Origin of the sequence: Thermobacillus composti KWC4, assembly GCF_000227705.2 — a bacterium.
GTDB classification, from domain to species: domain Bacteria; phylum Bacillota; class Bacilli; order Paenibacillales; family Paenibacillaceae; genus Thermobacillus; species Thermobacillus xylanilyticus.
Genome location: NC_019897.1, coordinates 2,742,002 through 2,763,915, shown reverse-complemented (window position 1 = coordinate 2,763,915; position 21,914 = coordinate 2,742,002). Strand labels below are relative to the sequence as shown.

The following is a 21,914-nucleotide window of genomic DNA, read 5'->3' as shown; positions in this document are numbered from 1 at the left end:
ACCAAACACCTGTTCGGTTGGTGATCCGCATGCACAAATATGTGGGCCGGCGCATCGAGATCATATACATCGCCGCCGACGGCAAGCTGTCGCAGCGCACCATCCATGTGCTCAGCGTACAGAGCGGCATCGTGCGGGCGTTCTGCATGACCACCGGTGCGCCGCGGACATTTCGGATCGACAACATTTTGGCCGTGCAGCCGGCGGCGAGGCCGGCCTGATCTTTCCTGTCACAACCTGCTCATCCCCCTTTCTTCTCTCCCGTTAATCCTCGTTGCCTTCCTGAAATAAACCCGAAAGCCCGAACGCCAGGCGCATAATCGCTCCTCTCCGACACCATCCTATGGAATGCCAACACCATGTCAGGAAGGGGCAGGAAGGCAGATGGCAGGTACCTGGAGAAGAGGGCAAGGAAGAGGCGCGCTGGCGCTGTTGCTTATTTTTTTGCTCATATCGGCCTCAGTGGCCGGATGCGGCGAACGGCAAAACGCGAATCATGACGGGCGCCAGCAAGCGAACACCCCGGGCCAAAAGGGGACAGGCCGTCAATCCGCCCTGGAGGAAAACAACGCCGAACATCTTCTGGAACTCGGCAGGGCGATTGTTCCGTTCGAGAAGTTGGACGGCCAAACCTACGCCGACGCCGAGAAGATGGCCGGCTTGATCGGTTTTCATACGGAGTATTCGGAAGACGGCAAATCGCTGCTCATCGGCGACCACGATGTGGTCATGACGATCACGGATCAATCCCGTGAAGTGGTGAAAGAAGAGCGCACCCTGACGATGAGCAAACCGGCCAGACTCATGGACGGCCGCATGCTGGTGCCTTCGAACGAATTGAAGAAGCTGTTCGGGGATGAAGCGGTTTTCACGGTGGACGCGGTGCAGGCGGCGATTTTCCCGAAGCCGCAGCGGGAAGACACGGCTGCATCGCAAGATTTCGCCGACGACCCGGCTGTCCGCGCGGAGGGCCGAAAGGCGCATGCCCCCTGGACAGCGCATGGCGATGGCGACGCCTCCTCGCCAGCCGGTGCCGAGCTGATCAAGGAAGCGAAACGTTATTTTGGCGTGAAGTACCAGTTCGGCGCGGCGCATTATGCCACGTCGAAGCGTTTCGACTGCTCGTCGTTCGTCCAGTACCTTTTCGCGAAACAGGGGGTCGACATGCCCCGGACGGCCCGGGCGCAGGCACGCTTGGGGAAAGAGGTGGCCCGGGACAAGCTGCGCCAGGGGGATCTGCTCTACTTCTATGTCCCCGGACGGTTCAAGAACGACACGACGGTCGGCCACGTCGGCATCTACATCGGCAACCAGCAAATGATCCACTCCAGCCCGCTGCCGCAGGACGGCGTACAGATTACGAACATCAACAAGGAGTACTGGAAAGAAACGTTCCTGTTTGCGAAACGCATCTCATAACACGAAACCAGAAGCAAGAAGCCCTGCGCATCAGACGCAGGGCTTGCTTTCGCAGGCTTACATGGCGATGTCGACGACTTCGACGCCCTGCTGGCGGGACACGTCGATGAACGTCTCGCCGCACCGGATGAGCGGGCGGAAGAAATCGGTCGGATTCGTCAGGACGATGACGCCGGACTCGCCGTTGGACAGGACGGCCGTCTTGCCGACGAAGAACGGCAGCAGCCGGCGGATGAACGTATGGACGACCGTCGGGTCGAGCTCATTGAAGCTGAGCCGGTGCAATTCCCGCAGCACGCGCAGAAGGTCGCGGCGTTCCCGGTACGTCCGCGTCGAGATCATTGCGCTGCAGACGTCGGCGACGGCAAGGACGCGCGCCGCTTCATGAATGTCCTCGCCCTTGATGCCGTAAGGATGACCGGAACCGTCCATCCGCTCCAGATGCTGAAGCACCGCCTTGGCCATCAGTTCATTTTTGAACGAACGTTTGACGATTTCGTATCCGAAGATCGGATATTTCCGGATCATGCGGTATTCTTCTTCCGTCAGCGGATCGGTCTTGTTGAGCAGCGCCGGGTCAATCCGGCATTTGCCGATGTCGCACAGAAATCCCGCCTTGCTGACTGTAAGCGCTTCCTCTTCGCTCCAGCCAAGCCATTTGGCGATGTAGTAGGCCAGCATGCCGACCTGGACCGAGTGATTGAAGGTATATTCCGCTTCCGAGTTGAGCAGCAGCAGCATCGAGACGACGTCCCGTTCTTCCGGAAGCCGGTCGGTGAGCGGCCGGAACACCTCATCCATTTGTTCCTCACGGACGACGCCCGAATCCAATGCTTCCCGGTACAGCAATTCGCTGCCCGCTACCGCCGACTCGAACATCGGTTTCAGACGCATGGCCGTCGGCGCGTTCCCGGTGCCGCTGTTTCGGGGTTCAATATCGACATAGTCGATCTGGTGTTGGAACAGTTTCGCGATCTCCGATTCTGTCAATTGCGTGCCGGCAGGCAGTACGAACAGACCGTATGCGTTGAAAATATCCCGGCTGACGACATCACCGCTTCTCAGATCAGCAACGTGGACCTGCATATCATCACCTTTCGTGCATCCCTGGAAGTTGAAAAAATCCGATATTTTCATCGTATCAGCTAATCCACCAATTGACAATAACCGGGTCAGGGAGCCAGGATGCGGTCGTAAATGCGCCTTGCAAGATCCGGATCACCGGTGCCTTGCACCAGAACGCGCCCGTCCGGGAACAGGACGAGCGTGATGCCATCTTCCAGCGTCAGCCGCAGCAGCCAGGGGTTCCGCTCGACGCGGCCCGCGGACTTGAGCCGTTCCGCCATTTCGTCCAGATGAAGCTGCAGCGGCTCGGCCGGCGCAATCTGCACCGTTTCGCGTCCGCACAGGACAGCTTCCGATTTTCCGCGAACGACCGCTTCCAGATAGTCGAACCGGCGAATTCCGCAGCAGGGACAATCGGCTCGCCGCGCGCCCGCCGTCTTCATTTTCGAGAAGTCCGTTTTCCACAGATCCGCGTGAAGCAATGCGCCATGGAGCTGTTCCTTATACCCGCCGAGCAGCTTGATCGCTTCCATCGCCTGCAGCGAACCGATCAGATCGACGATCGGCGGCAGGACGCCGGCCGTTTCGCACGTATCCGTCGAGCCGGGCGGCGGCGGCGACGGGAACAGGCAGCGGTAGCACGGCGTTTCGCCCGGCACGATCGTCATCGTCATGCCGGAAGCGCCCACCGCGCCGCCGTAGATCCACGGAATGCCGAATTTGACCGCGACATCATTAATCAGGTACCGGACGCCGAAATGATCCGTCCCGTCCACGATCAGATCGGCATCGGCCAGCAGCGATTCCGCATTTCCGGAATTCAGATCGACCGCCGCCGCTTCAATGGCGACCTGACGGTTGAACGTGCGCAATTGCGCGGCCGCGGCTTCGGCCTTCGGCACGCCGCTTTCCGCGTCCGCTTCCGTATAGAGCAGCTGCCGATGCAGGTTGCTCCAGCTCACGATGTCGCGGTCGATCAGGCGGATGCGGCCGATTCCGGCGCGGACCAGGTGATTGGCGATGACGCAGCCGAGCGCGCCCATTCCGACCACAACCGCAAACCCTTGAGCGAGCCGCTTTTGACCTTCCATGCCAAAAGGGGAAAAGCGAACCTGGCGGGCATATCGTTCTGACGAGGGGGACATGCGCATTCTCCTACTCGGCGGCGGGAGCCGTCGGATTCCAGGACTCCTGCTGCTCTCCGATCCATTCCGACCCGTCTTCCCGGATCTCCTTCTTCCAGATCGGCACGATCTGTTTCAACCGTTCGATCGCATACCGGCTCGCCTCGTAGCAGCCGGCGCGATGCGGCGCCGACACGGCGATGACGACGCTCGCTTCGCCGATCGGAACCGTTCCGAGGCGATGGGCGATCGCGCACCGCGTGCCCGGCCATTTCGCGGCAATCTCATCATCAATTTGCCGCATCGTCTTCAGCGCCATCGGCGCATAGGCTTCGTACTCGAGATGGACCGTGCGCCGCCCGTTCGTCCATTCGCGCGTCGTGCCGACGAAGACAAGCGAGGCGCCGTGTTCCGGCACGATCACCTGCGACAGCATGCGGTCCGCGTCAAGCGGCTTGTACGTCAGGATGAAACGTCCGTCCTCCGACGCCAGGTCGTCCTCGCCGGCGTTCTCCGGCGCGCCGCCGGAAACGGGCGGCAGCAGCGCCAGCTCATCGCCGGATTCGAGCGGCTCATCGTCAGCCGCGTACACTTCGTTGCGCGCCACGAACGACGCATGGATCAGCCCGGCATGCGAAGGGAACCGCTCGGCGAGCAGCGCCTTCAGCTTGCCGGCCGTCATGCCGCCTTCGGCTGACGATACGCGGACCTCGTTTCCTCCCAGCCGTTCCGCCAGCCCCGCGAACAGGCGGACCGTCCATTGCACTTCCATATCGTCAACCCCGTCCAATGGTGTGTGTTGGTTACTGAATAGCATATCATATTTATAGGAGAAGTGATAAACTAGAACTTGTAAAGATTCGCGGCGCACGTGACCGGTCTTGCAGACGGGAACCGGCCTGCGTGAGGACAAGGAGAGTGCGGCGATGACGGGCGTTCTGACGGACCGCTTCGGGCGCGTACACAATTATTTGCGGATATCGGTGACGGATCGCTGCAATTTGCGCTGCCTCTACTGCATGCCGGAGGAAGGCGTGGAATTCGCCGACCCGTCCTCGCTGCTGACGTTCGACGAGATCGAGGATGTCGTGCGGACGGCGGCTTCGCTCGGGATTGCGCGGCTGCGCATCACAGGCGGCGAACCGCTTGTCCGCAAAGGGCTGGACGAGCTGGTCGCCCGGCTTGCCGCAATTCCGGGCATCGAAGAAATCTCGCTGACGACGAACGGCCTGCTGCTGAAAGATCAGGCCGAATCGCTGCGGCGGGCGGGCGTCTCCCGCGTCAACATCAGCCTCGATACGCTGGATCCCGCGCGGTTCCGGATGATCGCGCGGCGCGGCGATTTGCGCCGCGTCTTCGAAGGCATCGAGGCGGCGGCGCACGCGGGCTTTGAGCCGATCAAGCTCAACTGCGTCCTGCTGCGCGGCGTGAACGAGGATGAAATTGTCTCGTTCCTCAAGCTGGCGCGCGATGAGCCGCTGCATGTCCGGTTCATCGAGTACATGCCGATCGGGCATGCCGATGAACAATGGAAGAACTATTATTTGCCGCTTACGCGGGTACTCGAGCTGGCGCGCGAAGCCGGATTCGAACTCGAGCCCGGCGGCCGCACGGCAGGCAATGGCCCGTCGGACAACTATCGCATCAAGGGCGGCAAAGGCTCGATCGGCCTGATCCATCCGGTCAGCGACCATTTCTGCAAGAACTGCAACCGGCTGCGGCTGACGGCCGACGGCCATTTGAAACCGTGCCTGTATTGGGTGGATGAACTGTACGTCAGGCCCGCGGTCGGCGACCCCGAAGCGATGCGCCGCCTGTTCCTGCGCGCCATGGCGATCAAGCCGGAAAACCACGAAATGGCGGCGAAACTGGCGGACGAAGCGCAGAGCCATGTGCCGACCGAGCGGCGGATGTCCCAGATCGGGGGATGATCCCGGTAACACGTTGACCATGAGAGGAAGGATTCATGATCCATGCGTGCTGACGGCCCACAACAACCCGGCACGGTGCTCTTGCTGCACAGCAACGATTTGCACAGCCGGCTGGAACAAGCTGCGAAATTTTCGGCGTATATTGCGGAGGCCCGGAACCGGTACGGCGCGGACCGGCTGCTCGTGCTCGATGCGGGCGACCATATGGACCGGATGCGGAAGGAGACGGAAGGCACCGGCGGCCGGGTCAACATCGAGCTGCTGAACGAGGCGGCCTTCGACGCGGTGACGCTCGGGAACAACGAAGGCCTCTCTTGGACGATGGACGCACTGGACGAACTGTACGGCGGGTATGCGCATTTTCCGGTCGTATGCGCGAACATGATCCGGGAATCGGACGGGGGCCGGCCTTCATGGATGAAGCCGGCCGTCTTCGTGGAGAAAGGCGGCATCACCTTCGGCATCACGGGTGTAACGGCCGCGTTCCGCGATTTCTACATCGAGCTCGGCTGGCGGATGCTCGACCCGGTCGAAGCGGCGGCCGAACAGGTCAGACGGCTCCGGCCGCAAGCGGACATCGTCATCGTCCTGTCCCATCTCGGCCTGCCGATGGACCGCCGGCTGGCGGAGGAGATCGAAGGCATCGATCTCATTCTCGGAGGCCATACGCATCATCTGCTGGAGGAACCGCTCGTCATCGGGGAGACGGTCATTCTTGCGACCGGGAAGTTCGGAGATTATCTGGGGCGGGTCGAGATCGACCGCCGGGCGGACGGCCGCGGTTTCGCCTTCCGCGCGTCGGTCGTGCCCATGGCCGAGGCGGCTGAACGGCCGGAAGCGGCCGGCGTGATCGCCCGCGGGCTCGCCGAAGCCGAGGCCGCGCTGAGCCGCGTTGAAGCGGTGCTGGCCGCGCCGCTCGAGGCGTTCGACGATCGGGAATCGCCGCTTCCGAACCTGCTGGCCGCGGCCCTTCGCCGCCATACCGGCGCGGAGATCGGCCTCGTGAACGCGGGGCAGATCCTCGGGGGACTTCCCGCCGGCGGCGTGACGACCGGCCGGCTGCACGCGATCTGCCCTTCGCCGATCAACCCGTGCCGGATGACGCTCACCGGCCGGCACATCCGGCAGGCGCTGGAAGAGGCGCTGCTGGCCGAATGGATCGAGCGCCCGATCCGCGGCTTCGGCTTCCGCGGCGAGCGGCTCGGCACGCTTGCCGTGGACGGCCTCCGGATCGTGTACGATCCGGACGGTCCGCCGTTCGGCAAGCTGCGCGAAGTGACGGCGGGAACCGAGCCGCTCCGGGATGACCGCCTCTACACGGTCGGCACGATCGACATGTTCACGTTCGGCATCGGGTACGAATCGTTGAAACTCGGCACGGACATCCGGCTCTATCTTCCCGAATTCATCCGCGACGTGCTCGCGGCCGAGCTTGCGAATGCCGCATCCGTAGAGGACGCGCATCGCATCCGGTGGTTTGCACGGTCCAGCGGGGCCCATTTGCATGGGATGCCTCCCGGGCAGTACAATGAAAATAGATTCAAGCAGAACATTCAATAGGGGCTGGCCATGAACATCAATGCAGACCGATTGGCGGCACCATCCGCCGGACTGCCGGAGCTGTCGCCGGAATACGATCCGTGGGATCCGATCCGGTCGCTCCGCCGTTACGGACGGCATGTGCTGACCAGCGTGGAATTTACCGTATCCAACCTGTGCAACATGCGCTGCGAGCATTGCGCCGTCGGATACACGCTTGCGATGAGCGAACCGGAGAAGCTGCCGATCGATCTCATCCTGAAACGACTGGATGAAGTCGAACATCTCGAGACGATCAGCATTACGGGCGGGGAACCGTCCTTCTCGGAGAAGACGGTGCGCGAATACATCGTGCCGCTGCTCAAGTATGCGCGCAGCCGCAATCTCCGCTCGCAGCTCAACTCCAATCTGACGCTCGATTACGGCCGATACGAGATGATCGCGCCCTGGCTCGACGTCATGCACATTTCCTACAACTACACGTCGGTGGAAGAGTTTCACCGCATCACCTTCGGCGCTTCGCCCCATCCGCCGTCGCTGGAGACGGCCGCCCGTCTGTACGAGCGGATGGTGGACAACGCGCAGAGGCTGGCGAAGGGCGGCCTGTTCGTGTCCGCCGAGTCGATGATCAACTATCGGACGCACCGGGACATCGTGCGCATTCACCGCGATATCGTCGAGATGGGCTGCCGGCGGCACGAAGTTCATCCGATGTATCCGAGCGCGTTCGCCGCTTCGCTGCCGATGCTGTCGCGCGCCGAGATGGCGGCCGCCATCGAGCAGCTGATCGAACATCGCGATCCGAACGTCTGGATGCTGTTCGGCACGCTGCCGTTCTACCGCTGCAGCCCGGAGCCGGAGGAGCGCCGGCTTGCGCGCCGGCTTGCCGAGACTGAAGGCGTCACGGTGCGCAACGACCCGGACGGCCGCAACCGGCTCAATGTGAACGTGTTTACGGGCGATGTCTTCGTGACGGACTTCGCGGATGTTCCGGCATTCGGCAATATCCGCGAGGAACGGCTGGACGACATTTTCGCGAAATGGCTGGACGGACCGCTCGCCCGCAGCGTGAACTGCCACTGCCCGGAAGCGGGCTGCTGCGGACCGAATCTGCTCGTCAAATCGATGTATTATGCCGATGTCGATTTCACCACCCGCCGGGCGCTGGCGGATGCTTGACCAGGTGCGTATCCGACAGACGGCAACGGAATCAACCTGTGGAAAGCGAGGTCGATGAACGGACATGCCGGTACGCACCTTGATCATGATCGCCGTGGGACTCGGGCTGTTGTACCTGCTCTTCACGGTCGGCGCGCCGTTTCTGCTCGCCCTGGTTGTGGCGATTTTCATTGAACCGCTCACCGCGCTGCTCATTCGGGTGTCACGCGGCAAGCTCAACCGGGTGGTGGCGGGGACGATATCAAGCACGGTGTTCACCATCGTACTGCTCGGCCTGATCGCGCTGCTCGGCGCGCGCATCGTGAGCGAACTTGTCGCGTTCTGGAACCGGGTGCCCGGCTACGTCAGCAACCTGAACGTGTACTTCCAGGACGCATTGAACGATGCAAGATCGCTATACGAGCATTTGCCGCCGGATACGGCAGCCCAGATCGAGAATTGGCTGGCGGGTCTGACCGGCACCCTGACGCAGGCGGCGACCAGTCTGTCCCGCCTCTTCCTCAGCCTGGCCGGCGAGATTCCGAACCTGTTCATTTTCTTCATCGTCTTCCTGGTGGCCGTGTACATGTTCAGCTACAGCCTGCCGACGATGAAAGCGTCGTTCCTCTCGATCTTCGCCGAGGAATCGCGCAAGCAAGTGGAAGAAGTGCTGGACAATCTGCGCAGGTCGATCTTCGGTTTTCTGCGCTCGCAGCTGATCCTGAGCGCGCTGACGTACATCATTACGCTGAGCGGGTTTCTTCTGCTCGGGGTCAAATATCCGATGGCGATCGCCCTGCTCGTCGTCATCGTCGACATCATGCCGATTCTCGGCACCGGCTCGGTGCTCGTCCCGTGGGGGTCGTACCTGATCCTGACCGGCGATTACTACACGGGGATCGGCCTGATCGTGCTGTTCCTTTTCATCACGGTCTTCCGCCGCATCATCGAGCCGAAGGTGCTGGGCGACGCCATCGGCATCAGCGCCCTGGCCGCGCTGATCAGCCTGTATGTCGGGCTGAAGCTCGTCGGCGTCATCGGCGTGTTTCTCGGTCCGCTTGTCGTCATCATTTTCATGGCGGCTCGCAAGGCGGGACTGTTCCAATTGAAAATCCGGCTCTGATCGTTGCCATTGCACAGGCCCTTGTCCGATTCGGGACGATTCCCGCGGACAAGGGCCTTGTTTTTTTGCGTCTGCCGCCGCTTCGTGCTGCATACCCATTAATTGGAGCAGTCTTGTGATGTGAGGAGGGAAACGTCCTGAACCAGCTGAACCAGATTCGGGAATGGCATCCGTTCGTCGGCCCGTTCGACCCTTGTCCGCCGATCACCGTCAAGGCGTATCTTGTGCCGCCGAACTTGTTCATCCCGTACCAGCCGCCGAACTGGCCGCAGTTCTCGCCCGCGGAAGCGCTGAAACGGGGCACGCTGTGGCCGGCGCTTTACAGTCCTTATGAATCCCGCATGCTGGAAGGGAGGGCGGAAGCGCAATGAGCGCCGGGAAGAAGCCGGACGAAGCGTACTATCAGCTCCTGACAGAGCTGCAGCAGCTCGATTTCGTGCTCGTGGAGCTGGCGCTTTATCTGGACACGCATCCTTACGACATGCAGGCGGTGCAGCAGTTCAACCAGTTCGCGCAGCGACGGCAGCAAGTCGCGCAGGTTTACGAGAGCCGGTACGGGCCGCTCCTGCAGTTCGGCCACAGCTTTTCCCGCTATCCGTGGGACTGGGCGAACACGCCGTGGCCGTGGCAAGTGTAACGCCAGCCGGCGAGCCGACAACCGGTCAAGGAGGGACTTCAGGCGATGTGGATTTATGAGAAAAAATTGCAATACCCGGTCCGCGTCAGCAAATGCGACCCGCGGATGGCCAAATATCTGATCGAGCAGTACGGCGGCGCGGACGGCGAATTGTCGGCGGCGCTCCGCTACCTGAATCAGCGGTACACGATCCCGGACAAGGTAATCGGATTACTTACGGACATCGGCACGGAAGAATTTGCCCATCTCGAGATGATCGCGACGATGGTCTATAAACTGACAAAAGACGCGACCGTCGAGCAACTGGAAGCGGCGGGACTCGGTCCCCACTACTCGAACCACGACCGGGCGCTGTTCTACAACAACGCGGCCGGCGTGCCGTGGACGGCGACGTACATTCAGGCGAAGGGCGATCCGATCGCGGATCTCTATGAGGACATTGCGGCGGAGGAAAAAGCGCGGGCGACCTACCAGTGGCTCATCGACCAGACGGACGACGTCGATCTCCAGGACAGCCTGAAGTTCCTCCGCGAGCGCGAGATCGTCCACTCGCTGCGGTTCCGCGAGGCGGTCGAGCTGCTGAAGGCGGAGCAGGAGACGAAGAAGGTGTTTTGACGGATGTGTGATGCCGAACGTTCGCTTGCGGGATGTCATCAGCCTGCCGTGGCTGGGACATCCCGTTTTTGGTAAAATCGGATTGAGATCACAGCAGGAGGAACCTGGCTTGGCTTTATCGGTGATCTCATCCTCTGCCTTATCGTTTGTTGGGGGATTTATCGCGGTTATCCCAAATCCTTTAGCAACAAGTTTCTGTTTTTGGGCATTCAACTCACCCTGCCCGGCATTTTTCTGCTCATGCTGTCGCATTTTCAAGGCGAAATTTTCTTTATGTATCTGGCTGCTGCAGCAACGGTTTTCGGAACGGTATTGTCCATCCTGTTTGCTTTCAAGGAAAAATGAAAGCCCTGCATTTGTACTGCCATCAAAGGAGAGAGCAACCCGTGCGACGCGAAACCTGTGTACCGACGGGCGTAGACCTGAAAAATACCGGCTTTGGCTACACGTTATCGTTAATCGGCGGCAAATACAAAATGATCATCTTGTACAAGCTGGCCGAACAGGGGGTCATGCGGCACAACGAGCTGAAACGAAGCATCGGCTCGATTTCCTTCAAAACGCTGAGCGTCATGCTGAAGGAACTGGAGGCCGACGGCCTGATCATCCGAAAGGAATTCCCCCAGGTCCCGCCAAAAGTCGAATACTCGTTATCGGAGCGCGGACGCTCCCTCGTTCCTTTGTTGAACATGATGTGCGAGTGGGGAGAAAACAACCGTTTGCCCGAACGGGGGAGCGTCCGGTAAGGCCGCCTGTTACATACTGTCGATAAATCTCAAATAATCCTTCGCGCTTTGGTCCAATGCGCTTACGGACGATTCGTTCTCGGCGCCGGGCACATTGCCGCCGGGCTCCTTTTCTGTGCCGTAATGCGCAAAGATCGAGCGATAATTTGCGCTGCAATACCGGAACGTTGTTTCGAACGGAACGAGAATTTGTTCCAGCGTGTACCGGTATCTGCCTGTTTCGCTGTAATCCTCTCTCCGGATACCCGCAGATACCGCCAAAGCTACTTTGCGATTTTTCATTTTATCCCCTTTTGAGCCGTAAGCCCATCCGTATTCGAGCACGTCGTCCAGCCATTTTTTGAGGAGCGGCGGGCAGTTGAACCAATAAACGGGGAACTGGAGCACCAGATTGCCATACGCTTCCACCCGTGCTTGTTCTTGTCCGACGTCAATCTTTTCGTCGGGATAAGCCTTGTACAATTCGTGAACCGTATATTTCTCCGGGTATTTTCGGAGTTCTTCCACCCATCGCTTGTTGATGACGGATGCTTCGATGTTCGGGTGCGCAACGATGACAAGAGTTTTCAAAGTGAAGGCCTCCTTCAAGAACTGGATGTGTCCCCGAGTATAAAGGGTCTGCTGCAATGAAGGAAGTACGCACTTTTGGGCCAGGTACTTTCGTAAAGGTGAGTGTCAAACGAACAAGAAACCGCAATGGAGGGTGCCGTGATGACCTATCTGATCCTGATCCTGCTCATCCTCAACCTGATTCTGCTCATCCGCATCAACAGCAAACTGCCCGGCAAAGATCCCGTCCGGGAAGCGGTCGAACGATACTACAAAGAAAAGGCACAAAAATAACCCCTCGCCTCCGTTCAGGGGCGGGGGGTCTGCGCGTTCGGTTCAATACCAGCCGTCGACCGCCGTGCCGTCTTGATAAATCCGCGTCACATCCGGATCATAATGGACGGGTGTGTCGGAGAAGAAATACCAGCGTCGTCACGGACAAGGTGTCTTCTTCAACGAAGAAGATCACGACATATGGAAAACTTCATCGATCTTCACATTTGAAGCTTCAAACAGCAATTGGAAGTTACGCGTCTCAAATCCCTTCCACGATCCGCCGCGCCCGCTTCGACACCTGAGCTAGCAGCTCGTCCTCGTCGATCGTGAGCAGCCGCCGGCCCCGCATCAGCACCCGGCCGTTCACGATCGTCGTGTCCACGTCCGCGCCGACCGCGCAGTACGCGAGCAGGGAAGGGAGATTGTGGACGGGCTGCAGGTGCGGTTTTCGCAGATCGATCAAAATGAGGTCCGCTTTCTTGCCGGCTTCCAGCGTGCCGACCTCATCCGCAATTCCGAGCACCGAAGCGCTCCCTGCCGTCGCCATGCGCAGCGCCTCCATGGCCGGCAGTTTCGCGGGGTCGCCGTAATCCAGCTTCTGCAGCCAGGCGGCGGCCCGGATCTCCTCGAACATGTCGAGCGTAGCCGCGCTGCCCGCGCCGTCCGTGCCGATCCCGACCGCGATGCCTTGTTCCGTCATCTCCGACACCGGTGCAATGCCGCAGCCCAGTTTCAGATTGCTGACCGGATTGTGCGCCGCGCCGCCCCGCATGCCCCTCAAATATCCGATGTCCCGCCGGTTCAGATGGACGCTGTGGGCGAGCAGGACATGCGCCTTCTCGAACAGCCCGAGATGGTACAAATATTCGGTCGGCGTCTGATTGTACCGCTCCCGGATCAACGCAACTTCTTCCACCGTCTCCGCGAGATGGGTATGGATCGGGATGTCCTCCTGCTCCGCCAGCCGGATCACCTCGCGCCAGAGCTCCGGCGGAACGGTGTACGGCGAATGCGGACCCAGCATCGTCGTGATCCGGCCTTCGGCCTTGCCGCTCCACCGCTTGATGAGATCGAGCGCTTCCGCCATGCGCCGCCCGCCGTCATCCTCCGTGAAAACAAGCCCGCGGGTCAGCGAGGCGCGCATCCCGGTTTCCTCCACCGCCGCCGCGATTTCGTTCATGTGGATGTACATGTCGGCGAACGCCGTCGTGCCCGAGCGGATCATTTCGGCCATCGCGAGTTTCGCGCCCCAGTAAATGTCTTCGGGTGTCATCCGGGCTTCGGCGGGAAACATCTTCTTCTCCAGCCAGTCCATCAGCTTCAGATCGTCGGAGAAGCCCCGCAGCAAGCTCATGGGGGTGTGCTGATGGGCGTTGATCAGCCCCGGCATCGCCGCCATTCCTTCGGCATGAATGACCTCATCGGCCCCGGCGTCCCGGATGGCCGGCTGAATGTCCGCGATCCGGCTGCCGTCGATCAGGATGTCCCCGGTGAACGGCGCATCGTGCCGCATCGTCAGAATCGCCGCGCCTTTGATCAGCAATTTCATTGTGACAACCTCCTCCTTCGAGCGCTATACTAAACCTTGACGCAAGTGGAAGGTCAAGCGCGGGAGGCGAGGACGTCTCATGAAAATCAAAGAAGCCGCGGAACGGCTCGGCATTTCGCAGCGGGCGATCCGGTTCTATGAAAAACAGGGCCTCCTCTCGCCGTCCAGACAGCAGCACAACGGGTATCGGGAGTTCGGCGAAGAGGACATCTGGCGGCTGCAGACGATCGTCGCCCTGCGGGAAGCGGGCATGCCGATCGCCGACATCCGGACGGCGCTCGCCGAGATCGACGCGAAAGACGAGGGCAGGCTCATGGAGCTGCTTGAGCTGCAGCGGTCCGTCATGTTCGCCAAATGGGTCGAAATGAAGCAGATGATCGAGACGGCCGACCGCATGATCGAGACGCTCCGGCAGAACCGGACGCTGCCGATCGACGACATTTATCAGTTGGCGGAAAGTTCGCGGATACTCCGGGAGCAGCGGGCCTGGGAGGACCGATGGGGGTTCGACGAGCTTGCCGGCGATCACGACCGGCTCGTCCGGGAAGACAAGACGAAGTATCCGGATTACGATGAAGCGCTGCGTCTGATCGTGAAACGCGCGGCCCCGGTCCGTGGCGAGCGGGGACTGGACATCGGGACGGGCACGGGGAACCTGGCCGGCCTGTGCCTTGAAGCGGGAGCGGCGATGGCGGCCGTCGACCAGTCGAAGGAAATGCTGAAGGCGTGCCGTCGCAAGTTTCCCGAGGTGGAGACGAGGCTGGGCAATTTCCTCGCGCTGCCTTACCTGGACGGGAGGTTCGACTTCGTCGTCTCCAGCTTTGCCCTGCGCCATCTGACGGGCAGCCAGATGCTGCTCGCCGTTCAGGAAATGCGGAGAGTGCTGAAACCCCACGGCCGGATCTGCATCGCGGATCTGATGACCATCGGTGAGAGCGGCGCATGCGGCAGCAGCGAGACCGGCCTGCCGCTTCCGGCGCTCCTGGACGCGTTGGAGACGAACGGCTACATCACGAAGCTGGATCAGATGGGCGAGCGGTTGCATGTCGTGCTGGCCGTGCCGGTTAGGCCGCACCGTCCGGGCTGACCGCTGGCGCCGGCAACAGCATCACACCCCGACCCGCCGTCTCGGCAGCGGTGTCGGGGTGATCGTTCATGCCTGCCATGTTTCGGACGCCATCGGCTCGCCGGCCGCATCGACCGAAGATACGGCGGCTTCCGGCTGCTTGCCGGTCCGGCTCGCAGGCCGTCCCCATGTCTGCGCCGCCGCGCCGCCCGCCGTCCGGCCCGTCGTGCGGCCGGTCGTTCTGCCGGCCGTCCCGCCCGCCGTCTTGCCCGTCGTCCGTTGCGACGACCGTCCCGCCGTTTTCCCGGCCGTCCGCCGCCGGCGCAGACGATTCCGGTACAGCCACAGCGCGTATTGCAGCGGCCGCACGAGCGCCAGCCGGTACGCCTCCTTTTCGCCGGCCCGGCGGAACACGTCGCGCGCCGGCTTCGGATTTACTTCCAGCAGCCAGAACCGGCCGTCCTTGTCGATCGCAAGATCCAAGGCCAGCTCGCACAACGGGCCGAAACAGTTTTCCAGATACCGGGCGACGTCGACGCCGAATTGCCCGATCTCTTCCTGCACCTGCTTCGCCTTCGCCTCGCTGCCGAGCCAGCCGGGCAGCACCGAGGACAGCGGCGCCGCCTGGCCGCCGCCGTGCAGGTTGCTCGTCACGCTGCCCGGCGGACCGATCCGCACGGCGCAGCCCGTCACGCTCCATTCGCCGCGGCCGTTCTTCTGCACGAGCAGCCGGTAATCGTGCACCCGGCCGTTCGAAAGCCGGATCTGGATGCCTTGCTGCACCAGATATTTTCGTCCGCGCAGATCCCAGCCGGCGAGCTTCGCCGGAAGCAGGGACGGCCGGATGCGCATCGGGCGGATGATCCGCCGGGAATGGTCGCGTCCCTGGACGAGCAGGCTTGCGCCCGAGCGCTGAATGCGCAGAATGCCCCGTCCGCCCGTGCCGCCCGCCGGCTTCAGATAGAGCAGCGAATGCCGCTTGAGCATTTCGGTCAAATCTCTGCTGCTCTCGTACATCCGCGTTTGCGGCAGATGGTCGCGGAACCGGGTGTCGCGGGCGAGTGTCCGGTAGACCGACCACTTGTTGCCGATCGGTTTGTTCAGAAACAGATGATGCGCATACCTGGAACGAAAATATTTCAGCCGTTCGAAGCGCTTGCTTCGCTGGATCCGGCACCGGTCGAAGATCATGTGCGGGAATCCGGTCCACTCCCGCGTCCATGTGCCGGACTCCGGCAAATACCGCTGGGCGTGGATCCGGTTCGTCTTGTAGTTGACGTCATCCGGCGTGAATACGATCAGATCGAGGCCGAGTTTCCGGGCGGCCAGCGTCATTTTCTTGTATACGGACCGTTCTTCCAGCAGGCCGCGGTCATTCAGGTAGAGCGTCATGATGCCGAGCACCGGTTTTCCCATGTCAGGGTTCACACTCCCGTTCGGCGCAGCGGTCCGGTCCCGCCGTCAGCGCGCCCGCAAACCGCACGAAGCCGCCGTCCGCATCTTCCGGTGCGTCGACCTCCGCCAGTCCGGCGCGCCTGCACATGGCGACGGCCCGGCTGTCGGAGGCCGGCACGCGGCAGTCCAGCGACCCGGTCCGCGCCAGCAGCGCCCGGGTCAGGGTCGTCCCGATGCCGCGGCCGCGCACGGCGGGATGCACGACGACAACAAACGCTTCCCGGCCGCGGCCTATCGCCAGCGCGACGCCGGCCGTCCAGCCGCCCGCTTTCGCGACGACGCAGGCCGTGCCGGTCCTGTCCGGACGGCCGAGCAGCACCGGATCGAGTTCGGCCAGCCGGCGCAGCGCGTCTTCGCCGATCGCGCCGTCGCCGAACGCCGCCGCGAACGCGAGCAGCCTCCGGCGGTGCAGAATCCATTTGACCGGTGTCACGAAGCGGATTTTCGTCTCCATCAGGCTCCGCTCGCTTTCTTCTTTTTCTTCTGTTTGAGCAGGAAGTGGCTGTATTGGAAAATGCGTTCGAGGGACTTCTGCCGGATGTGCGGCTCATCGAACTTCATCGGCTTCGAGTTCGCCTCGAAGAACCAGATGCCGCCCTGCTTGTCGACGCCGAGATCCATCGACATCTCGCCGAGCTCATGGCCGGAAGCCCGCTCGATCTGACGGGCGATGAGCAGGGCGGCGCTCTTCACCTTGGTCAGAATCTTGCGCGCGTGCTCGGGGCCGAACGCGCCGACCAGCAGCTTCTCCGGCTCCTCGATGCTGCCGCCGCGCGGCACGTGGGTCGTAATGCTCGCCGACCCGGCGAGCCGCGCGCCGATGCCGGTAATGTCCCACTGGCCGCGCTGATTTTTCTGGATGAGCACCCGAAGATCGAACTGCCGGTCGCCGTAAGCGGCGAGTTCAATGCCCTGCTGCGCGATGTACCGCTCGCCCTGGCTCTGCTTCTTGATCCGGTTCCACAGCGCGCTGAACGTGCCACAGCGGAACGTCTTGCTCCGCTTCTTCTGCTGCAGCTTCAGCCGGTAGGGAAGCTGTTTCTCCTTGAACAGCCGCACGGACATGATGCCGACGCCCGCCTTGCCGCTGACCGGCTTGAGGTACAGGAACGGATGCTGCTTGAGCATGTTCCGGAGGCTTTCCCGGCTGATGAGCCGGCGCGTTACCGGAATGTACGGCCGGGTCGTCTTCGACATGCTCAGCCACTCGAACAGGCTCCATTTGTTGAAGAACGCGGGGTTGAACAGCCGGATGTTCGGATGTTTCAGGCAGGCCGCGATTTTGCGCCGCACCGCGGGGAGCATTTCGTCTTCGCGCATCGGCACCCGGTTGTAGACGATGTCCGGAAGAGGGAACCAGCCTTTCTTCCACGTCTGCGTCTCTTCCGAGAACGTGTAGCCGGCCACGCGCGGCTTCGACAGCTTGAGCTGGCTCACCGTCACGACGTAGGTGGTGAAGCCGAGCTCCCGGCCGGTCTTGATCAGGTCGGCGAAGTTGTTCCGGTTGCCCCGGAAAAGCTGCACGTCGTCCTCGATCGTCAGAATCGCGAACGCCGGGCGCTTCGCTTTGGCGTCTACGGCGGGCTGCTGTTCCGCAGCAGGATGCTGCATTATGCCTCCCTCCTCCTGAAGCGGGCCAGATACAGGCAATGTTCCAGAATATATTCCATGGACGCCCGGCCTTGGGATTTGAGCGCCGGATGCTTGAAGATCGAGCGGCCGGGCTTCGCGTTCGCTTCGAACATCCAGACGCCGCCGTTCTTGTCAATGCCGATGTCCAGCCCGAGTTCGCCGAGCGTATGCGGATAGTTCCGCTCAATCGCCTCGGACAGATTGACGGCGACTTTCTTCGCGTTCTCCAGCACTTCGCCGGCGCGTTCGCCGAACGTCCGGCTGAGCGCCTGCTCGGGCGTCATGAGCGAGCCGCCGTTCTTGATGTGCGTCGTCACGCTGCCGCGCCCGGCTTTCTTGGCGCCGATGCCGACAGGGACCCACTCGTTGTTGCCGTTCTTGTGCATATGGAAGCGGAAGTCGATCGGACATCCGTCGATTTCGACGAGCCGGATCCCCTGCTGGATGACGTAGCGGGACAGCGAGCTTCCGTGCCGCGCCTGCAGCATGCGCATGAGGGAGCGGAATGAAGGGAACCGGAGCAGCACGTTGCGGCCGTTCCGCCGGTACCTGGCGAAGTAACCGCGTTTCGGGTGATACGTCAGCCGATAGATGCCGGCGCCGAGGCTGCCGGCCGTCGGTTTGAAATAGACGAACTGGTGCTTCTCGATCATTTCTTTGATTTTCTCCGGCGTCGGCCCGGACACCGATTCCGGCAAATGTTTCTCGCCGTCCGGATCTCCTTGCAGGAGGTCGTAGACATCCGATTTGTTGAAGAAGCTCCAGTTGAAGAAGGGGATGTTTTTGCGGACGAACCTTTCCCGGAGTCCGGTGATCGACGACGTCAGCTCCGCCCGGCGGCTCGGCAGCCGGTTGTAGACGACGTCGGGCAGCGGCACCTTCTTGCGGATCCACCCGCCCTTCGGATTCAGGAACCAGCCGTTCACCTGCTCCGACTGCCAGTCGATGTCGCGCGGCGTGAACGCGAAGAAGTACGCCTTCTTGCCGCCGACCGCAAGCAATTGCCGGATGAACGGCGTGCGGGAACCGAACGGCATCGAGGCAGTCCGGACGGAGGAGTCCGTGAGCACGCCGATGAGCGGGCCAATCTGCACTTCGTTGTTCGCGCTCTGGATATAGACGCTTCCCGCCTTCGGCACGCCCATCAGATTGCGGATGCCGGCCGACAGGTAGATGTACTTCCCGTCCCTGCGCAGCGGGCGCAGGACGGCCGTCGCTTTCTCTCTGCCGAGCTTGAGCAGGATCCGCTTTTTGCCGGTCAGCTTGAGCTGCTTCAGCAGCGCCCCGGTGACGTACACGACCCGGTCGGCCTGTTGCGAGAAGCGGACGTTGCAATTCGTAAGACTCATGATTGAACCTCCTGCATGGTAGCCGTAGAGTGAGCAGTCGTCCCGTTCATGCAGCGCTTCCGGCGCCGGTCCGTAAGAAGCGCGGGGCCCGGGGTTCCCCGGGCCGGCGCGCCCGCCGCCATCAGGCGGAGGCCGTAAGAAATCGTCCGTTCCGCGGCCAGCCTTTCGCCCGCGTCATCGCCGATCTCCGCGAAGATGGCGCGCCCGGGCTTCGCGTTGAGTTCGAGCAGCCACAGCCGGCCGTCCGGTTCGATGCCGAAATCGGCGCCGATCTCCGCCAGCCGGCCGAACGCGCGCTCGGCCTCGCGGGCGGCCAGCAGCGCGGCGCGCTTCGCCTCACCCAGCAGCCGGGCGGCCGCATGATCGCCCAGCATCGCCGCAAGGAAAGGCAAGGCGGGGCGCGCCGTGCCGCCGCCGTGCAGATTGCTCGCCGCCGTGCCCCGCCGGCCGATCCGGACGGCGGCGCCGGTCACGCCCCACCGTCCGGAGCCGTCCTTCTGCACGAACAGGCGGAGGTCGAACGGTTCGTCTGCCGCCGTCCGCAAATCGAGCAGCGGCTGCACGAGGTAGGGGCGGCCGCGGGTCAGCGCCTCGGCCGCCTGCGCGAGCCGCTCCTCGGGCACGCGCAGCTCGAACGCCTCGTTCCGCATCGTCCGCCCGGCAATGCGGACGATGCCGCCGCCGGGCTCGGGGCGCAAGGCGGCCGTGCCGCGGCCTTGCATGCCGGCGGCCGGCTTCAGGAACAAGCCGGCCGGATGCGCCTTGAGCAGCCCGGCGAGCCGCCGCGGCCTGAAGGCCGCCGTCGGCGGCAGCAGCGGGGCCAGCGCGCGGCACCGCCTGAGCGCCGCGTACACCTGCGCCTTGCCCGGCAGAGCGCAGCCGAGCGGCGCCGCGCCGTGCCGCCGCAGGAGGCGGACGGCGCGCGCGCCTGCCGCCTGCTCTGCCGGAGAGCGCGGGAACCGCCGGTCGAACCAGACCGGCGGCACGGGCGCAAGCAGCGGCATCCAGCCGCCCTCCGCGAGCGTCCAGCCGCGCACCAGTCCGCGGCCGCGCTCCTCCCGGACGCCTTCCGGCGCAAACACGATTACGTCAAGCCCCATGTCGCTTCCGGCCGCCGCCAGCATCCGGCACAGGCGGTCTTCCGGCATCCGGCCGCCGGCCGGCTCCCGGCTGATCAGCACGCCGAACCGTCCCCGCCCGCCGCGGCGGGCGGGCCGCTCACAGTCCGGCCAGATGGCGCGCATAGAGCAGCATGACCCGCACGGACGGCCGGATGCCCGTGGCGGAGAGCGGGGTATTGTCGTTCTTGGACGGCTTGCTGTTCACTTCCAGCAGCCAGACGCGCCCGGACGTGTCGAGCGCGAGGTCGATGCCGAGTTCGCCGAAATGCGCCGGAATTTGCGCATCGACGCCGGCCGCGATCTGCAGGGCGGCCGTCCGGAGCCGTGCGGAGGCATCCTGGCGGCCGGCCGCCAGGTTCGATTTCGCGATCGCTTCCCTCACCGTGCTGAGCGTGCCGCCTCTGGCGATATTCGACACGAAATGCTGGCCGCCCGCGATCCGCGCCACGATCGAAGTCACGATCCACTCGCCGGAACCGTTCTTCTGCACCAGCGCGCGGAAATCGATCGGCCGGCCCCCGGTCTCGATCAGGTTCAGTCCCTGCTGGACCTGGTAGCGGGCCGCGCGCAGCTTGCCCGAGATGGCGGCGTACAGCTTGAGCAGCGTCGGAAACTGCTGGCGGCGCGTGCCGAGCGATGTCGCATGATGCGCGGCGTATCCTCCCGACGGCAGGCGGACAATCTTGATGATCCCCTTGCCGAGGCTGCCGCGGACCGGCTTCAGGAACACCGTGCCGTAGCGGGAGCACATCGATTTCAGCATCGGAAAGCCGCTCAGCAGGTGGGATTCGGGCAAATACCGGCCGAGCGACGCCTGTTTGCGGAGCGCGCTGAACACTTCCGACTTGTCGAGAAATTTTTCGTTGAACACCTGCGTGCCGAAGCGCGATTTTACTTCCTTGAAGAAATGTTGTACGCTGGTTTTGTTCTCCAGCTTGCGCGTCGTCAGCCGATTGTTGACGACATCCGGCGCGGGCGCCTTCGCGCGGCGCCATCCGTCGGCATAGACCCAGACGTCCAGCCGGGAGACGCTGCCGCCGAGCATCGCCGGCGTCAGAAAATAGACCGAAGCGCCCTGGATGCGCGCTGCATCCACCAATTCCTTGCAGAAACTGGTGATGGATCCGAACGGACGATCAGGCGAATTCGGATAATCCCGGCTGACCAGCACGCCGATGAGCGGGCCGAGCACGAGCTGGCGCGATGCGCGGCGATAGCGCATGCGGAGGGTGCACGGCGCGTGCAGACCGAGCCGGCCGGCCAGGGCCTGACTGATGCGCATGCCGTCGTAGCGCTGGACGGGAATCACTTTCACGTTGTCGCGGTAAGCGCCGAATTTGAGCTGAACGGTCTGACCTTGCGGAATTTGCCACTTTTTGAGGTGCGATTCGCCAAGCATGAGCGTATCTTCGGACAGGATGCCGGGGCTGACGATCTGAACGCTGATCTTCGAACTTTGCATCTCGATCTCCTTTCGTCCCTCACGCAGGCGCCCTGGGCCGCTCGACGGCACAAGCTGGTCAATGATCACGATTACTCCACTATATGAGGACATCTATA

The 21,914-nt window shown here is 62.6% G+C and carries 24 protein-coding genes; 13 read left to right on the top strand and 11 right to left on the bottom strand.

The features are described from left to right. Positions 1 to 29: 29 nt before the first annotated feature. Both THECO_RS12895 and THECO_RS22335 read left to right on the top strand, forming a co-directional pair. Positions 30 to 221 (top strand): hypothetical protein, encoded by a 192-nt coding sequence (locus tag THECO_RS12895; protein ID WP_015255486.1) that lies wholly within the window; start codon positions 30 to 32, stop codon positions 219 to 221. Positions 222 to 384: 163 nt separating this feature from the next. Next, positions 385 to 1,419 carry a C40 family peptidase gene (locus THECO_RS22335; protein ID WP_015255485.1) on the top strand — a complete coding sequence of 345 codons (1,035 nt, stop codon included), beginning with the start codon at positions 385 to 387 and terminating at the stop codon, positions 1,417 to 1,419. A gap of 57 nt (positions 1,420 to 1,476) precedes the next feature. Here THECO_RS22335 and THECO_RS12885 read toward each other — a convergent pair whose 3' ends face one another. The 3 genes from THECO_RS12885 to THECO_RS22535 form a co-directional block, all read right to left on the bottom strand. Continuing rightward, complete coding sequence (locus tag THECO_RS12885) at positions 1,477 to 2,505, bottom strand: HD-GYP domain-containing protein (protein WP_015255484.1); 1,029 nt, start codon at positions 2,503 to 2,505, stop codon at positions 1,477 to 1,479. Between the two features lie 86 nt (positions 2,506 to 2,591). Beyond that, positions 2,592 to 3,629: a ThiF family adenylyltransferase gene (locus THECO_RS12880; RefSeq protein ID WP_015255483.1), complete on the bottom strand. Its 1,038-nt coding sequence runs from the start codon at positions 3,627 to 3,629 to the stop codon at positions 2,592 to 2,594. A gap of 10 nt (positions 3,630 to 3,639) precedes the next feature. Beyond that, the gene (locus THECO_RS22535) at positions 3,640 to 4,380 is read right to left on the bottom strand and encodes a molybdenum cofactor biosynthesis protein (protein WP_015255482.1); all 741 of its coding nucleotides are present in this window, start codon (positions 4,378 to 4,380) and stop codon (positions 3,640 to 3,642) included. A 154-nt stretch (positions 4,381 to 4,534) separates the two neighbouring features. Between THECO_RS22535 and moaA the strand changes: the two genes are divergently transcribed. The 9 genes from moaA to THECO_RS12835 all read left to right on the top strand — a co-directional run bounded on the left by moaA (position 4,535) and on the right by THECO_RS12835 (position 11,357). Beyond that, complete coding sequence (gene moaA / locus THECO_RS12870; protein ID WP_015255481.1) at positions 4,535 to 5,539, top strand: GTP 3',8-cyclase MoaA; 1,005 nt, start codon at positions 4,535 to 4,537, stop codon at positions 5,537 to 5,539. A gap of 42 nt (positions 5,540 to 5,581) precedes the next feature. Then, entirely contained in the window at positions 5,582 to 7,099 is a 1,518-nt protein-coding gene (locus tag THECO_RS12865) for a bifunctional metallophosphatase/5'-nucleotidase (RefSeq protein WP_015255480.1), read from the top strand. Between the two features lie 9 nt (positions 7,100 to 7,108). Next, positions 7,109 to 8,257 carry a radical SAM/CxCxxxxC motif protein YfkAB gene (yfkAB, locus tag THECO_RS12860; RefSeq protein ID WP_015255479.1) on the top strand — a complete coding sequence of 383 codons (1,149 nt, stop codon included), beginning with the start codon at positions 7,109 to 7,111 and terminating at the stop codon, positions 8,255 to 8,257. 64 nt (positions 8,258 to 8,321) lie between these two features. Continuing rightward, positions 8,322 to 9,359, top strand: coding sequence for a sporulation integral membrane protein YtvI (gene ytvI, locus THECO_RS12855; RefSeq protein ID WP_015255478.1), 1,038 nt, complete (start codon positions 8,322 to 8,324; stop codon positions 9,357 to 9,359). 146 nt (positions 9,360 to 9,505) lie between these two features. Continuing rightward, positions 9,506 to 9,730, top strand: coding sequence for a spore coat associated protein CotJA (locus tag THECO_RS12850; RefSeq protein ID WP_041853909.1), 225 nt, complete (start codon positions 9,506 to 9,508; stop codon positions 9,728 to 9,730). Continuing rightward, on the top strand, positions 9,727 to 9,996 hold the full coding sequence (locus THECO_RS12845) for a spore coat protein CotJB (protein ID WP_015255477.1): 270 nt from the start codon (positions 9,727 to 9,729) through the stop codon (positions 9,994 to 9,996). The genes THECO_RS12850 and THECO_RS12845 overlap by 4 nt, the downstream gene beginning before the upstream one ends. A 45-nt stretch (positions 9,997 to 10,041) precedes the next feature. Further along, positions 10,042 to 10,611 carry a manganese catalase family protein gene (locus THECO_RS12840; protein WP_015255476.1) on the top strand — a complete coding sequence of 190 codons (570 nt, stop codon included), beginning with the start codon at positions 10,042 to 10,044 and terminating at the stop codon, positions 10,609 to 10,611. 201 nt (positions 10,612 to 10,812) lie between these two features. Further along, the gene (locus tag THECO_RS21750; protein ID WP_157373574.1) at positions 10,813 to 10,956 is read left to right on the top strand and encodes a hypothetical protein; all 144 of its coding nucleotides are present in this window, start codon (positions 10,813 to 10,815) and stop codon (positions 10,954 to 10,956) included. A gap of 41 nt (positions 10,957 to 10,997) precedes the next feature. Then, the gene (locus THECO_RS12835; protein ID WP_015255475.1) at positions 10,998 to 11,357 is read left to right on the top strand and encodes a winged helix-turn-helix transcriptional regulator; all 360 of its coding nucleotides are present in this window, start codon (positions 10,998 to 11,000) and stop codon (positions 11,355 to 11,357) included. 9 nt (positions 11,358 to 11,366) lie between these two features. Here THECO_RS12835 and THECO_RS12830 read toward each other — a convergent pair whose 3' ends face one another. Beyond that, positions 11,367 to 11,927, bottom strand: a complete 561-nt coding sequence (locus tag THECO_RS12830) for an NAD(P)H-dependent oxidoreductase (protein ID WP_015255474.1) — start codon at positions 11,925 to 11,927, stop codon at positions 11,367 to 11,369. Between the two features lie 141 nt (positions 11,928 to 12,068). On the opposite strand from THECO_RS12830, the gene THECO_RS22530 reads away from it, so the two are divergent. Further along, entirely contained in the window at positions 12,069 to 12,200 is a 132-nt protein-coding gene (locus tag THECO_RS22530) for a hypothetical protein (RefSeq protein WP_015255473.1), read from the top strand. A gap of 241 nt (positions 12,201 to 12,441) precedes the next feature. Here the strand turns inward: THECO_RS22530 and THECO_RS12825 are convergent, their stop codons facing one another. Then, entirely contained in the window at positions 12,442 to 13,731 is a 1,290-nt protein-coding gene (locus THECO_RS12825) for an amidohydrolase (RefSeq protein ID WP_015255472.1), read from the bottom strand. Between the two features lie 79 nt (positions 13,732 to 13,810). On the opposite strand from THECO_RS12825, the gene THECO_RS12820 reads away from it, so the two are divergent. Then, positions 13,811 to 14,818, top strand: coding sequence for a MerR family transcriptional regulator (locus tag THECO_RS12820; protein ID WP_015255471.1), 1,008 nt, complete (start codon positions 13,811 to 13,813; stop codon positions 14,816 to 14,818). A 66-nt stretch (positions 14,819 to 14,884) separates the two neighbouring features. On the opposite strand, the gene THECO_RS12815 is transcribed toward THECO_RS12820, so the two are convergent. Genes THECO_RS12815 through THECO_RS12790 form a run of 6 tightly spaced genes read right to left on the bottom strand, consistent with a single transcriptional unit; the run spans position 14,885 to position 21,816 of the window. Further along, positions 14,885 to 16,213, bottom strand: a complete 1,329-nt coding sequence (locus THECO_RS12815; RefSeq protein ID WP_015255470.1) for a YheC/YheD family endospore coat-associated protein — start codon at positions 16,211 to 16,213, stop codon at positions 14,885 to 14,887. A 1-nt stretch (position 16,214) separates the two neighbouring features. Beyond that, complete coding sequence (locus tag THECO_RS12810; protein WP_015255469.1) at positions 16,215 to 16,706, bottom strand: GNAT family N-acetyltransferase; 492 nt, start codon at positions 16,704 to 16,706, stop codon at positions 16,215 to 16,217. Then, positions 16,706 to 17,863: a YheC/YheD family endospore coat-associated protein gene (locus THECO_RS12805; protein WP_015255468.1), complete on the bottom strand. Its 1,158-nt coding sequence runs from the start codon at positions 17,861 to 17,863 to the stop codon at positions 16,706 to 16,708. Before THECO_RS12805 ends, THECO_RS12810 begins: the two co-directional genes overlap by 1 nt. Continuing rightward, the gene (locus tag THECO_RS12800; protein WP_015255467.1) at positions 17,863 to 19,233 is read right to left on the bottom strand and encodes a YheC/YheD family endospore coat-associated protein; all 1,371 of its coding nucleotides are present in this window, start codon (positions 19,231 to 19,233) and stop codon (positions 17,863 to 17,865) included. The genes THECO_RS12805 and THECO_RS12800 overlap by 1 nt, the downstream gene beginning before the upstream one ends. Continuing rightward, a complete protein-coding gene (locus THECO_RS20605) occupies positions 19,230 to 20,477 on the bottom strand; it encodes a YheC/YheD family endospore coat-associated protein (protein WP_052835898.1) in 1,248 nt (415 codons plus the stop codon). The genes THECO_RS12800 and THECO_RS20605 overlap by 4 nt, the downstream gene beginning before the upstream one ends. Beyond that, positions 20,452 to 21,816, bottom strand: a complete 1,365-nt coding sequence (locus tag THECO_RS12790; protein WP_015255465.1) for a YheC/YheD family endospore coat-associated protein — start codon at positions 21,814 to 21,816, stop codon at positions 20,452 to 20,454. The genes THECO_RS20605 and THECO_RS12790 overlap by 26 nt, the downstream gene beginning before the upstream one ends. Between the last annotated feature and the right edge of the window lie 98 nt (positions 21,817 to 21,914).

Bases quoted from the DNA above. Each gene is read 5' to 3' on its own strand.
- THECO_RS12880 (WP_015255483.1), bottom strand. From the start codon at position 3,629: ATGTCCCCCTCGTCAGAACGATATGCCCGCCAGGTTCGCTTTTCCCCT.
- ytvI (WP_015255478.1), top strand. From the start codon at position 8,322: ATGCCGGTACGCACCTTGATCATGATCGCCGTGGGACTCGGGCTGTTG.
- THECO_RS12845 (WP_015255477.1), top strand. From the start codon at position 9,727: ATGAGCGCCGGGAAGAAGCCGGACGAAGCGTACTATCAGCTCCTGACA.
- THECO_RS12825 (WP_015255472.1), bottom strand. From the start codon at position 13,731: ATGAAATTGCTGATCAAAGGCGCGGCGATTCTGACGATGCGGCACGAT.
- THECO_RS12820 (WP_015255471.1), top strand. From the start codon at position 13,811: ATGAAAATCAAAGAAGCCGCGGAACGGCTCGGCATTTCGCAGCGGGCG.
- THECO_RS22530 (WP_015255473.1), top strand. From the start codon at position 12,069: ATGACCTATCTGATCCTGATCCTGCTCATCCTCAACCTGATTCTGCTC.
- THECO_RS20605 (WP_052835898.1), bottom strand. From the start codon at position 20,477: ATGCGCGCCATCTGGCCGGACTGTGAGCGGCCCGCCCGCCGCGGCGGG.
- THECO_RS12800 (WP_015255467.1), bottom strand. From the start codon at position 19,233: ATGAGTCTTACGAATTGCAACGTCCGCTTCTCGCAACAGGCCGACCGG.
- THECO_RS12810 (WP_015255469.1), bottom strand. From the start codon at position 16,706: ATGGAGACGAAAATCCGCTTCGTGACACCGGTCAAATGGATTCTGCAC.
- THECO_RS12805 (WP_015255468.1), bottom strand. From the start codon at position 17,863: ATGCAGCATCCTGCTGCGGAACAGCAGCCCGCCGTAGACGCCAAAGCG.
- moaA (WP_015255481.1), top strand. From the start codon at position 4,535: ATGACGGGCGTTCTGACGGACCGCTTCGGGCGCGTACACAATTATTTG.
- THECO_RS22535 (WP_015255482.1), bottom strand. From the start codon at position 4,380: ATGGAAGTGCAATGGACGGTCCGCCTGTTCGCGGGGCTGGCGGAACGG.
- THECO_RS12895 (WP_015255486.1), top strand. From the start codon at position 30: ATGCACAAATATGTGGGCCGGCGCATCGAGATCATATACATCGCCGCC.
- yfkAB (WP_015255479.1), top strand. From the start codon at position 7,109: ATGAACATCAATGCAGACCGATTGGCGGCACCATCCGCCGGACTGCCG.
- THECO_RS22335 (WP_015255485.1), top strand. From the start codon at position 385: ATGGCAGGTACCTGGAGAAGAGGGCAAGGAAGAGGCGCGCTGGCGCTG.
- THECO_RS12790 (WP_015255465.1), bottom strand. From the start codon at position 21,816: ATGCAAAGTTCGAAGATCAGCGTTCAGATCGTCAGCCCCGGCATCCTG.
- THECO_RS12865 (WP_015255480.1), top strand. From the start codon at position 5,582: ATGCGTGCTGACGGCCCACAACAACCCGGCACGGTGCTCTTGCTGCAC.
- THECO_RS12885 (WP_015255484.1), bottom strand. From the start codon at position 2,505: ATGCAGGTCCACGTTGCTGATCTGAGAAGCGGTGATGTCGTCAGCCGG.
- THECO_RS12840 (WP_015255476.1), top strand. From the start codon at position 10,042: ATGTGGATTTATGAGAAAAAATTGCAATACCCGGTCCGCGTCAGCAAA.
- THECO_RS12815 (WP_015255470.1), bottom strand. From the start codon at position 16,213: ATGGGAAAACCGGTGCTCGGCATCATGACGCTCTACCTGAATGACCGC.